Here is an 11880-nt window from a genome sequence, read left to right as displayed (position 1 = left end):
GTGCGCATCCGGTTGGAATTGCCGACCGAAATCGCTATCCTAGCTGCTTCGCGGCCATGTCTTTCCAGCAAGGCAGCATGCAAGGAGATGCATCATAGAACAGATCAATGCCGAATGGCTTCCAATCCTTCTGGCGGGAACGACCAATGAAATTTATGTGGTCGATGCTGCCAGCTTGCTTGTGTTGTATGCCAATCCGGCTGCACTCAGTAATCTGCAATACGACTTGGCCTACCTGCAAAAGCTGACATTGAGTGAATTGTCGTCCGAAATAATCAATGCAACATATACGGAACAAATAGGCAAAGTCGGCACCTGTTTGTCGCCGATTGCCGTTCATTTACGGCTTCGCCGCAAGGATGGCAGTGATTACCCCTTCGCCGGCCAACTATTCCGCCAAAGCACCCAGGGTGGTGACATCCTTCTTGCCATCGGCAACGACATCAGCGTACAGGATCGTTACGACAAGGCCTTGCTGGAAAGCGAGTCGCGACTCAGCGCCATGGTGTCCAACACGCCGGGGCTGGTCTACCGCTGCCTGCTGGATGCCGAAGAGAATTTTTCGTTTCCTTATCTGAGTGAAGGATGCGAAGCCTTGCTGGGGATCAGCGCCGAAGCCTTGCGCGCCAATCCGGTGCTGTTTGTGGAATCGATTCTTCCCGAAGATCGTGCCTCCTATTTCGACAGCATGCGTCAATCCATCGCCACCGCCCATAGCTGGAACTGGGAAGGCCGCATCCACATTCGTGCATGGAACGATATCAAGTGGATCAACCTGCGTGCCGCCCCGCTTGCATTGGAAAACGATGTGATGCAATGGGAAGGCATCATGACCAACATCACGGCAAGCAAACAGGAGCAGGAAGAAATCCGCCGTTCGCGCGCACAACTGGCCGAACTCTCTGCCCATATCGATACTGTCAAGGAAAAGGAACGTACGCGCATTTCGCGCGAAATCCACGACGATCTGGGCGGCAATCTGACTGCGATCAAGATGGCGCTGGCGCTATTGACACGTCGACTACCTGCCAAGGACAAATCGCTGAAGGAAAAAGCCGATTACGTCGATCAACTCGTCGATCGCAGCATCGAAACCGTGCACCGGATCGCTGGCGACCTGCGACCAGGCGTGCTAGATTTTGGTATCGTCGCCGCCATTGACTGGCAGGCCAAGGAATTCGAGAAACAATGTGGCTTGCCGTGTCACTTTCACTCGAACAAGAAGGAAATTGATCTGGAGCAGGATCACGCAACGGCTCTCTTTCGGATTTTTCAGGAAGCGCTAACCAATATCGCCAAACATGCCCAAGCCAGCAAGGTAGACGTGGCGTTGACGCATACCGATCAGTACGTGCGACTGGAGATTGTGGACAATGGCCGCGGCATCGCGGATCTAGATCAGCAGAAATCGAAGTCATTCGGTATCCGCGGCATGGTAGAACGCTCGATCGCCCTCGGCGGCAGCGTTTCGGTAAGCACGGCACCAGCGGGCGGCACGATTGTTGCAATTAACGTACCTTTGGCAACGACCATATAAATACATACCTGCTGCGGGCGGATTGCATTTGCACACCACCTTCCCGTAAGCTTGTCGTTTTCACAAATCGCCTCACCCGCCCATAAGCCGACGACTGCAGCACGATCAACATGAAAAGCAAGAACGCCATCAGAGTCCTCATCGCCGACGATCACGCCATCGTTCGCGAAGGACTGAAACAGATTCTGGCCGATACCAAGGATATCGTCGTCGCCGGCTATGCTGAAAACGGTAGTGATGCGATTCGCCTGTCACGCGACGACAGTTGCGATGTGCTGCTGCTGGATATTTCCATGCCTGATCGTAGCGGCATCGATGTCCTCAAACTGGTGCGCAAGGAATCGCCAAAGATCGCCATTCTGATGCTGTCCATGCATCGTGAAGACCAATACGCCATCCGCTCGCTCAAGGCCGGTGCGGCCGGCTATCTCAACAAGCAAAGTGCGCCGGCGGAACTGGTTAACGCGATTCGACAGGTAGCCAGCGGACGGAAATACGTCAGCACGGCGCTGGCGCAGGAACTAGCCAACCAAATCGGCGACGACCACAACATCCCGTTGCACGAAACCTTGTCCGACCGCGAATACCAGACACTGATCATGATTGCCTCGGGCAAAACGGTTAGCGATATTGCCGCCGAACTGACGCTGTCGGTGAAGACAATCAGTATGTATCGCTCGCGTTTATTGCTAAAAATGAAGCTGCGTCACAACGCGGAACTGACGCACTATGCAATCAAGAATCGTCTGGTCGACTAAGCCTTCCATGCTCAATTAACAAAAAGACATGCAGCAAATTGACAACAATTTGCCCCGCTGTTTTTTATATCCGCTGACGCCGCTTGGCATATGATGGCAGCACAAAACCGAGCATCGGTGATCTCCGCAAGCGTGCTGCAGTCATGCAAATTAAATCCGACAATTCGCCTCAAAATCCCGCCGATATCGCGCGGGAAGCCTTTCGTTACCTCGCCATCCGCCGTATCGCGCCGACACCGGACGCTTATCGCACCGCCTATGACGAGATTGCGGGCTATGCCAAACAACCGACCGCCGAAGAAGTTCTGGGCGCTTTCGCCGAGAGCTTACTCAACGCGCCAGATGGCCTGGCCACACTGGGTGAAACCATGCAGCGCGCCGCCGCCATCCCGCACTGGCCGGACTACGGCAAGGCACTCACGCAGCTCGTGGATCAATTACGGCTACAAGTAGCTCGCTCCGGCAGCAGCAACGGCGCGACGCTACTCAGTGCCAATACCGCTTTGGTGGACGACCAGCAGACCGCCCTGCTACGCGACTTGCTGACCCGCACACTCACCTTGGCAGTGGCCTCGCTGCTGCAAGCAGTGCCGACGCTGGCGCAGGAAGCCGATACACTGGGCCGCTCGATCAAGGATGCAACGACCGAGCAAGCCTTGAACGAGGTTTCTACGCAACTCAAGCAGTTGTGCTTCAAGATCGAACTCAAAAGCGGCGACATGGCCGAACAGCATGAAATGCTGATGCGCCTGTTCAAGCTGCTACTGGAGAACGTCAACGAGTTACTGGAAGATGACTCATGGATGCGCGGCCAGATCGCTGCTGTCCAGACCTTGCTCGATGGCCCAATTGATGACATCTCCCTACGCGAAGTCATGCGCAGTCTCAAGGATGTCATCTACAAGCAAAGTGTCTTGAAGGACAGCCTGACAGAGGCCAAGGATTCGGTCAAAAACATGATGGAAAGCTTCATAGGTAGTCTTGGCGACATCGCCACCACCACCGACAACTATCACAAGAAGATCGATCAGTACTCACGCCAGATCACCGAAACCAGCGATCCGACCAAGGTAGGCAAAATCCTCGACGAAGTCATGAAGGAAACGCGGCTTACGCAAAACGAGGCGTTGCGCTCGCGCGCTACTATTCTTGCTGCCCGCAAAAGCGTGGAAGAAGCGGAGGCACGCATTCATGCGCTGGAAAGCAAGCTGGAACAGATGAGTGAACTGGTGCGCGAAGACCAATTGACCGGCAGCCTCAATCGACGCGGCCTGGAAGATGTCTTCGAGCGTGAAATCGCGCGGGCTGATCGCAAACAGGCACCACTCTGCATTGCCATGCTTGATCTCGACGATTTCAAGAAGATCAACGACAAATACGGCCATGCAGCAGGCGACGAAGCCTTGATTCATCTGGTACGCGTCATTAAGCACACCTTGCGTACCATGGACGTGATTGCCCGATTCGGTGGCGAGGAATTCATGATCGTGTTGCCCGAAACCGACATCGAAGAAGCCGTGCAGACAGTCACACGTGTACAGCGCGAACTGACCAAGCAAATCTTCATGCACAACCATACCCGCCTGCTCATGACCTTCAGCGCCGGTGTCGCACAGCGGCAAGATACGGAAGATCAGCAATCCTTGATCAAACGCGCCGATCAGGCGCTTTATGCCGCAAAAAAAGCAGGAAAAAATCGCGTCGTAACAGCCAAGTAAGGGTTTTTCTTTTCCTTGTGGCGGGCATTTGCCTCTCATCACTCGAAGAAATTGTTTTTCTGACACGCGTTTTCTTTTCATGAAAACGCGTTTTCACTTCAAGACACGTTTCTTAACAATTCCCCCGTCATTTTTTTTCACACTACATTTGTTCTTCGAAAAGAAAAAACGCGCCGTGCCCAATCGACAGCTTTTTTAAAAACTGTAGGGTAGAAATCCACATTTTTCTTGCAGAAAAAGCTTAAAGATTTCCAGAGGGAAACCGACAAAAGGCTTATCTGGCTGCAGCAAGGGCGAGACCGGAAAATTTAGTTTCAAAGCGACGCTAAACTTTTTCCGGGACCGTCCGATAAAACTTTCAAGGGCGCAGTGATTGCAAAGTAGCAGGCAAGCATGCGTTGAAAGACAAAGCAGTCAGACTTCTATCGGACTACCCACAGGAGAAACACCATGGCATCAGTAATCAACACCAACATCCCGTCGCTGAATGCACAACGCAACGTCACGACTTCGCAAACCTCGCTCAACACCTCCATCCAGCGCCTGTCGTCCGGTCTGCGCATCAACAGCGCCAAGGACGATGCTGCTGGCCTGGCGATTTCCCAACGCTTCACCACCCAGATCAACGGCCTGAACCAAGCTGTCCGTAACGCCAACGACGGTATCTCGCTGGCACAAACGGCTGAAGGTGCAATGACCGAAATCGGCAACAACCTGCAACGTATCCGTGAACTGTCGGTGCAATCGGCCAATGCAACCAACTCGTCGACCGACCGTGCCGCACTGGATTCGGAAGTTCAACAGTTGAGCGCTGAAATTGATCGTGTTTCGCGTCAAACCAACTTCAACGGCACCAAATTGCTGGATGGTTCGTTCACCGGTGCATTGTTCCAAGTCGGCGCCGATTCGGGTCAAACGATTGGTATCAACAGCATCGTCAATGCGGGCACAGCGTCGCTCGGTTCTGCCAAGTTTGCTGCTGATGTCACCAGTGCTGGTGTGAGCGGCACTGCCACGGCCTCCGGTACGATCACGGGCATGAGCATGGTATTCAACAATGCGGCCGGTACTTCGAAGACTGTCACAATTGGCGACATCAATGTTGCCAATGGCGATACGGCAGAAACCGTCAACAACAAACTCGTTGCTGCCATCAACGACAAATTGGATCAAACCGGTTTCTACGCTTCGGTCTCCGGCACCACGATCAAACTGGAATCGCTGAAAGCTGGTCAAGACTTCACGTCGCTGAGCGCAGGTTCGGGTACCCCAGCTGGTCTGACCGCCATGACCGCGTTCGGTACTGCATCAGCAGCATCAGGTGCCACGGCAGTCACGTTGAGCAGCCTCGACATCTCGACCTTCCAAGGTGCACAAAAAGCACTGGATATCGTCGACAAGGCGCTGACTTCGGTCAACTCGTCGCGTGCTGACATGGGTGCGATCCAGAACCGCTTCAGCTCCACGATCGCCAACCTGCAAACCAGCTCGGAAAACCTGTCTGCATCACGTAGCCGCATCCTGGATACCGACTTTGCAGCGGAAACCGCAAACCTGACCCGCGGTCAGATCCTGCAACAAGCTGGTACTGCGATGCTGGCACAGGCCAACTCGCTGCCTAACAGCGTGTTGAGCTTGCTCCGCGGCTAATCCGAGTAATTTGTGGTGATATGAACAGTCCCCGGCGCCAGTGGTGTCGGGGATTCGTCATCAGGGGACGAACATGAATATTGGTCAAATTGGCGCAGCAAGCAAACCAGCTGGTTGGAGTGAAGCTCCAGGGATTGCACACGTTGGCTCTCCCAATACTGCTCCCAACCCCGCAGCAGCCGTGATCACGGAAAATGCCGTTACGGCCACACAACAAACTGCAGCCGGCGCCCCTGTCGGGCAGGCGCTGCAAAGCATCAACTCCTTTCTGGAATCTGTTTCTTCCAGCCTGCAATTCTCGCTTGATCAAGATTCCAAGCGGGTAATCGTCAAGGTCGTGGACAAGGAAACAAACGACGTCATTCGTCAGATTCCCAGTGAAGAAGCCATCGAAATTTCAAAGGCCCTGGACAAGCTGCAAGGGCTGCTGGTCAATTCGCAAGCCTGATCTTTTGAAAACAAAGAGGGAAAAGTCCTTCTTACTTGCGGCTTGACACGCCTCGGCCTCCTTTACAGTGCATGTGTTGTTAAAAGCAGGAGAAGCAAGTGGCAAGCATAACGTCGACAGGCGTCGGTTCAGGATTGGACATTGAAAGCATCGTCAGCAAACTGATGACTGCTGAAAGTGCGCCATTGAACGCACTCGCTAAAAAAGAAGCTTCCTACCAGGCAAAACTATCCGCGTACGGTTCGCTGAGCAGCGCGGTCGCGTCGTTTCAGACTGCGATGAACAACCTCGGCAAGTCGTCCACCTTCGATGCGCTGAAAACCAGCATCGGCGATAGCAAAATTCTCGGTGCCACTGCGACCGCCAAAGCCATCGCCGGTAACTATCAAGTCAACATCACGCAACTGGCTCAGGCACAGAACTTGTCGACTGCCGGTCAGGTCAGTAAAACGGCAACCATTGGTAGCGGCACAACGACCACGATTTCGTTCCAGTTCGGCACGATCAGCGGCGGCACGCTCACCAATGGTGCTTACACAGGTGCGACATTCACCCAGGACGCCGATCAGGCAACCGGCTCCATCACGATTGATGGAACGAACAATTCCTTGCAAGGCATTCGCGATGCCATTAACGCCGCCGGCATTGGCGTGACGGCGACCATCGTATCGGACGGTAGCAGCGCACCAAACAAGCTGGTATTAACGTCGACCAAAACCGGCGAAGCTTCGAGCATGAAAATTTCAGTGGATGGCGATGCCGCCCTGACAAGCATGCTCGAATACGATCCTGGAGGGACGCAGAAACTTATCCAGAATAATGCTGCACAAGACACCAAACTGACCGTCAATGGTTTGGCGATCAGCAGTGCCACCAACAAAATTACGGATGCGGTGCAAGGCGTCACAATCGATGCCCTCACGACCGGTACCACATCGTTGAACATTACGAAGGATTCTTCGGCCGTTGAAACCAACGTCAATGCTTTTATTAAAGCATACAACGACCTTAATACGACCATATCCAATCTGACCGCTTATAACGCAAAGACAAAAAGCGCGTCCCCTCTGGTAGGCGATTCAACGGCGCGCTCAATTCAGGAACAGTTGCGCAAGATGCTCAATACGTCTCTGGAAGGCATGAGCAATAGCAATATGTCGTTGTCGAAGATTGGTGTGGCGTTTCAGAAGGACGGATCACTCGCGCTTGATTCAAGCAAGCTCAGCAAAGCCATCTCCGACAACTTCAGCGATATTTCCGCCCTCTTTGCTACCGTAGGCAAAACGACCGACAGTCTTGTCAGCTTTGCCAATTCAAGTACGGCGACCAAGGCGGGCAGCTACGACATCAAGGTCACACGTATGGCGACTCAGGCCACGATGACCGGTACCGTCAACGTCGGAAGCTCGACAACCATTGCACCGAATACGACGATTACCGTTACCTTGGATGGCATCACTTCCAAGGTGTATCTGACCGAAGGCAGTTATAACGCCAAGGATTTGGCGGCCATGCTGCAATCATCCATCAACGGCACGACCGCATTCAAATCCGCGAGTTCTGCAGTAACGGCGAAGATTGACGACAACGGTTTCCTGCAAATCACCTCTGATCGCTACGGCTCGGGCTCCAAGCTGAGCATCGATTCCAACCAAGGCACGCCGATTTCCACCTACTTGGGTACCACCAACGCCGGGACGACTGGTGTGGATGTTGCCGGCACCATCGGCGGCTTTGCCACGACGGGCTCCGGTCAATTTCTCACCGGAATGCCGGGTACAGATGTAGAGGGATTGAAGGTGGAAATCACCGGCGGCACGATCGGCTCACGTGGCCGAATCGATTTCTCGCAAGGCTATGCCGATCGTCTTGGCAAATTGGCCGGAACATTTATTGGCAATGACGGTTCAATCACGGCCAAGACTACCGGCTTGAACAACACGATCAAAGACTTCGACAAGCAGCAGGAAGCGATGCAGACGAAACTGACGGCAATTGAAAAACGCTATCGAGCGCAATTCACCGCGCTTGACGTGGCCGTAGCCAGCATGAATTCAACAAGCACTTATTTGACACAGCAGCTTGATCTCATCAAAAAACAAACCGCGTAAATACCAATAATACTGAAGGAAACATCATGTTTGGAACAATGAAAAGCGGTGTTAATGCGTACGCCAAAGTCGGCGTGGAAACCGGCGTGATTGCCGCCAATCCGCATAAGCTGATCGTTATGCTATTTGAAGGTGCCCAGGTCGCTTTGAATAACGCACTAAATTCCATGCAGTCAGGTGACATTGCTTCCAAGGGAAAATCCATCTCCAAAGCAATCATGATTATTGATAACGGCCTGCGCGCAAGCCTGGATAAAAAAATCGGGGGCCAGATTGCCGTCAACCTAGATGCGCTTTATGAATACATGAGTAACCGTCTGCTGCAAGCCAACCTTCACAATCAGCCCGAAGCCGTTCAAGAGGTACTTGGCTTGTTGGGCGATATCAAAGGCGCATGGGATGGTATTGCTCCGCAAGATACAAGCATGGCGCCGCTATCATCCGCGCCCGCTACCACTGCACCGTCTTATGACGCACTCGAACCGCATGTGACCCGCTTGATGAAAGCCTGAACAGAAAATGATGAACGAAGAAGAAGTCATGTGCCTGTATGAGAATGTGGCCAGCCTGACCAACGAGATGCTGACCGCAGCTCGGGAAGGTGAGTGGGAGAAACTGGCAGAATTGGAAGCGCGTTGCTCCAGTCAAGTCAGTGTGCTCAAACACGGCGAAGCCCCTGTTCCATTGTCCGGTGCACTGCGCGAACGCAAGGTCGAAATCATTCGCAAAATTCTCGCAGACGACCGCGAAATCCGTAATCTGGCCCAACCCTGGATGGAGCAGCTTTCGTTACTGATCAACAGTACCGGTGCCGAACGCAAACTCAACCAGGCCTATCGCTGATACAGGACTGAATGCTGCCGCGGGCCGACATCACGGGGACACGCCCCGTCCTGCTGATCGAGGCCAGTGTTCCCTCGGCAGGAGTCGGACAGCCGCGTCAGGAAACACTCGACCGGTTGCAGCAACTGATACTGGGCAAGGAGTATCAGGCGCAGGTCATGTCACGGCTCACGGACGGTAATTACCTGGTCCGCATCGATAACGCCGCAGCCAGCATGAAGCTGCCCGTCGGCATACAGTCAGGCGACACGCTCGAGTTGACGCTGGTCGCTACCGATCCACGCCCTACTTTTCTGCTCGGCAAAGGCGACCCCAACGCCGCCGCAATGACCTCGCTCAGCACTACCGGACGCCTGATCGGCCAATTGCTTCAAATGGCACAAGAGGAAGGCGGCAATGCCGCCATCATCGGACGGACTCCCCTGCTGCCCACAGGCACGCTGATGACCGCACCATCGTTACCCAGTCAACTTGCGGCAGCCATGCAACAGACGCTGGCGGCATCTGGCCTCTTCTATGAATCACACGTTGCACAATGGGTTATCGGCAACCGCCCTTTCGCCGACCTCTTGCGCGAACCTGCAGCCAAAAGAAATGGCGGCTTGACGAACACGCAGCCCCCCTCCACAGCAGGCGAGGCGACTGCCGCTGCCGCAGTTGAAACCAAGCTCGGCAACGATATACAACGGATGGTAGGCACATTGCGCGATATGGTCGCAGGCAACCGCCTTCCTGGAGACACATCCTCTGCGTCATCGCTCCCGCTGCACCAGCGTGCCGATCTTGACTTGACGGAACTCGCACCTCTATCGACAAAGGGATTACCGGCAACCGAGCTGGAGCAGGCACGCCTGATTAATCAGCAACTCGATACGTTGGAACAGCGGCGCATTCTGTGGCAAGGCGAGCTTTTTCCTGGCCAGCGGCTGGAATGGGAAATTGCCGATGAGTCGCCTGGCAAACAGCACCCGGCAGAAGAAGTGGAGGCAGTGTGGCGTAGCACCCTGCGATTTTCGTTACCCGGCCTTGGCAATATTGCCGCGAATTTGCACTTGACCGGAAGTCGTGTGCAATTGCACCTGAAAACGGACGACGAAGAAACCGCCACTCTGTTGCGCCAACATGGGATCGAATTGGCATCGGCCCTCGAAGCAGCAGGTTCGCGGCTGGATATGTTGCAAGTCAGCCAGCAGGATGCATGATGGAAATACCCAAACCACCTGCTACTGCTGTGGCACTGGCTTACCAGGCGGGCGATACCGCGCCACGCGTTGTCGCGCAGGGGCGCGGCGTGCTTGCCGAAGAGATCATTGCCCGCGCCCGTGAACATGGCATCGCCATCCATGAATCGAAGGAACTGGTGGCACTGCTGATGCAGGTTGATCTCGACGATCACATTCCCCCTGCCCTTTACCGTGCTATTGCCGAGCTTCTGGCATGGCTTTACCGTGTCGAAGCCGCCCAACAGGGGCGTAGCGATGTATCATGATGCCCTTCGGCGGATTCCCGCAAAGGCACACCCGATTGATGAATCAGCAATGACCGCAGCCAGCAATTACGAAAACGAAGACATGAATCCGTTCCGGGTGACCTCGCGTCGCGAGATCATCGCTTTGCTGCGCAGCATCGGTGAACGCAATCAACTGGTCCGTATGGTGCTCAATCAGGGCGCGGATACCGTTGTCACGTCGATTCTCGATGTGGATGATAGCAACGACACCGTACTGCTCGATTGCGCACCGACGCAATTCATGAACGAACGCGTGCTGGAAAGTCAGAAGCTTTCTTTCGAAACCATGCTCGACAGCATCCGTATCCTGTTCTCGACGGGCGAAGCTGAAAGTTGCGAGCACGAAGGCTTGCCCGCCTTCATCGTCCCGCTGCCGGACTACATGATTCGTCTGCAACGCCGCGAGTTTTATCGTGTACAAACGCCCGTTACCAATCCGGTGCTGTGCACGATACCGGTAAAGACCGAATCGGAACCCATGCCGGTGGTCGCCTCGTTGTACAACATCAGCGCGGGCGGCATTGCCTTGATGGATGACAAGAAACTCATCGATTCCACATTCGGCCGCGTCTACGACAATTGCCGTATCGACTTACCAACGGGTCCGGTGGCTGTATCACTACAGATTCGCAATGTGCTCGAACTGAGCCTGCCCAACGGCCGTAGCACGCATCGCCTGGGTTGCCAGTTCATCAATCCTTCGAATGCGGCAATGGCGGCCATCCAGAAATACATTACCAAACTGGAACGGGATCGTAACGCCAAGGCGACAGGCCTAGGTTGAAAACAAAATGGCATCCCGCGGGATGCCATTTTTCTTGATACGGCCCATATGCAAACGCACAAACGGGTAAAGCTGAATCAACTTCAAACCTGCATGTTCATCATTTCCTGGTAGGCCGACACGACCTTGTTGCGTACTTGCACCGTTGCCTGGAAAGAAATACTGGCTTTCTGCATCGAAATCATGACATCCGACAGATTGACGCTGTCATCGCCCATCGTGAAACGCTGGCCGAGCGCATCGGCACTATTTTGTGCGCTGGCGACGTTGTCCAGCGAGTTTTTCAGCGCCTGCGAAAAATCCACCTTGCTGGCCGGTTTGTCGACTGACGCCGTCGAAGCGGTCGCACTGCCCACGGATGCCGGTTGCGTTCGTGCGGCTGCCGCCTTCAGTTGCGCAACCATCGCCTCGATTGCACTGGAATCGATTCCACTGACTTTCATTCTTTCTCTCCTGCAATCCGTGAGCCGACTATAATCGGCTCACCTATCCTGTCGATGACCATACGGCCATCCACGCTA

12 protein-coding genes are annotated in these 11880 nt (G+C 54.2%); 11 read left to right on the top strand and 1 reads right to left on the bottom strand.

What is annotated here, in order from left to right; translation table 11 throughout:
* The first annotated feature begins 157 nt into the window (after positions 1–157).
* The 11 genes from QZ725_RS13095 to QZ725_RS13045 all read left to right on the top strand — a co-directional run bounded on the left by QZ725_RS13095 (position 158) and on the right by QZ725_RS13045 (position 11359).
* Positions 158–1537 carry a histidine kinase gene (locus QZ725_RS13095; RefSeq protein ID WP_293780346.1) on the top strand — a complete coding sequence of 460 codons (1380 nt, stop codon included), beginning with the start codon at positions 158–160 and terminating at the stop codon, positions 1535–1537.
* 110 nt (positions 1538–1647) lie between these two features.
* The gene (locus QZ725_RS13090; RefSeq protein ID WP_293780344.1) at positions 1648–2295 is read left to right on the top strand and encodes a response regulator transcription factor; all 648 of its coding nucleotides are present in this window, start codon (positions 1648–1650) and stop codon (positions 2293–2295) included.
* Positions 2296–2438: 143 nt separating this feature from the next.
* Positions 2439–4013: a GGDEF domain-containing protein gene (locus QZ725_RS13085; RefSeq protein ID WP_293780341.1), complete on the top strand. Its 1575-nt coding sequence runs from the start codon at positions 2439–2441 to the stop codon at positions 4011–4013.
* A 450-nt stretch (positions 4014–4463) separates the two neighbouring features.
* Positions 4464–5663, top strand: a complete 1200-nt coding sequence (locus QZ725_RS13080) for a flagellin (RefSeq protein WP_293780338.1) — start codon at positions 4464–4466, stop codon at positions 5661–5663.
* A 73-nt stretch (positions 5664–5736) separates the two neighbouring features.
* Positions 5737–6111 carry a flagellar protein FlaG gene (locus QZ725_RS13075; protein WP_293780335.1) on the top strand — a complete coding sequence of 125 codons (375 nt, stop codon included), beginning with the start codon at positions 5737–5739 and terminating at the stop codon, positions 6109–6111.
* A 98-nt stretch (positions 6112–6209) separates the two neighbouring features.
* Complete coding sequence (fliD, locus tag QZ725_RS13070; protein WP_293780332.1) at positions 6210–8222, top strand: flagellar filament capping protein FliD; 2013 nt, start codon at positions 6210–6212, stop codon at positions 8220–8222.
* A gap of 26 nt (positions 8223–8248) precedes the next feature.
* Entirely contained in the window at positions 8249–8734 is a 486-nt protein-coding gene (gene fliS, locus QZ725_RS13065) for a flagellar export chaperone FliS (protein WP_293780329.1), read from the top strand.
* A gap of 10 nt (positions 8735–8744) precedes the next feature.
* Entirely contained in the window at positions 8745–9065 is a 321-nt protein-coding gene (locus tag QZ725_RS13060; RefSeq protein WP_293780504.1) for a flagellar protein FliT, read from the top strand.
* Between the two features lie 11 nt (positions 9066–9076).
* Positions 9077–10267: a flagellar hook-length control protein FliK gene (locus QZ725_RS13055; protein WP_293780326.1), complete on the top strand. Its 1191-nt coding sequence runs from the start codon at positions 9077–9079 to the stop codon at positions 10265–10267.
* Positions 10267–10554 carry an EscU/YscU/HrcU family type III secretion system export apparatus switch protein gene (locus QZ725_RS13050; protein WP_293780323.1) on the top strand — a complete coding sequence of 96 codons (288 nt, stop codon included), beginning with the start codon at positions 10267–10269 and terminating at the stop codon, positions 10552–10554. Before QZ725_RS13055 ends, QZ725_RS13050 begins: the two co-directional genes overlap by 1 nt.
* 49 nt (positions 10555–10603) lie before the next feature.
* A complete protein-coding gene (locus QZ725_RS13045) occupies positions 10604–11359 on the top strand; it encodes a flagellar brake protein (protein ID WP_293780321.1) in 756 nt (251 codons plus the stop codon).
* An 83-nt stretch (positions 11360–11442) separates the two neighbouring features.
* Here QZ725_RS13045 and fliE read toward each other — a convergent pair whose 3' ends face one another.
* The gene (fliE, locus tag QZ725_RS13040) at positions 11443–11802 is read right to left on the bottom strand and encodes a flagellar hook-basal body complex protein FliE (protein WP_293780318.1); all 360 of its coding nucleotides are present in this window, start codon (positions 11800–11802) and stop codon (positions 11443–11445) included.
* Positions 11803–11880 lie beyond the last annotated feature (78 nt).

Origin of the sequence: uncultured Oxalicibacterium sp. (assembly GCF_913776015.1) — a bacterium.
GTDB lineage: Bacteria > Pseudomonadota > Gammaproteobacteria > Burkholderiales > Burkholderiaceae_D > Oxalicibacterium.
Note: the sequence above shows the minus strand (reverse complement) of the source record. Positions and strands in the feature narration are given on the sequence as shown.

Bases quoted from the DNA above. Each gene is read 5' to 3' on its own strand.
- QZ725_RS13090 (WP_293780344.1), top strand. From the start codon at position 1,648: ATGAAAAGCAAGAACGCCATCAGAGTCCTCATCGCCGACGATCACGCC.
- QZ725_RS13085 (WP_293780341.1), top strand. From the start codon at position 2,439: ATGCAAATTAAATCCGACAATTCGCCTCAAAATCCCGCCGATATCGCG.
- QZ725_RS13080 (WP_293780338.1), top strand. From the start codon at position 4,464: ATGGCATCAGTAATCAACACCAACATCCCGTCGCTGAATGCACAACGC.
- QZ725_RS13075 (WP_293780335.1), top strand. From the start codon at position 5,737: ATGAATATTGGTCAAATTGGCGCAGCAAGCAAACCAGCTGGTTGGAGT.
- fliS (WP_293780329.1), top strand. From the start codon at position 8,249: ATGTTTGGAACAATGAAAAGCGGTGTTAATGCGTACGCCAAAGTCGGC.
- QZ725_RS13060 (WP_293780504.1), top strand. From the start codon at position 8,745: ATGAACGAAGAAGAAGTCATGTGCCTGTATGAGAATGTGGCCAGCCTG.
- QZ725_RS13055 (WP_293780326.1), top strand. From the start codon at position 9,077: ATGCTGCCGCGGGCCGACATCACGGGGACACGCCCCGTCCTGCTGATC.
- QZ725_RS13050 (WP_293780323.1), top strand. From the start codon at position 10,267: ATGGAAATACCCAAACCACCTGCTACTGCTGTGGCACTGGCTTACCAG.
- QZ725_RS13045 (WP_293780321.1), top strand. From the start codon at position 10,604: ATGACCGCAGCCAGCAATTACGAAAACGAAGACATGAATCCGTTCCGG.
- fliE (WP_293780318.1), bottom strand. From the start codon at position 11,802: ATGAAAGTCAGTGGAATCGATTCCAGTGCAATCGAGGCGATGGTTGCG.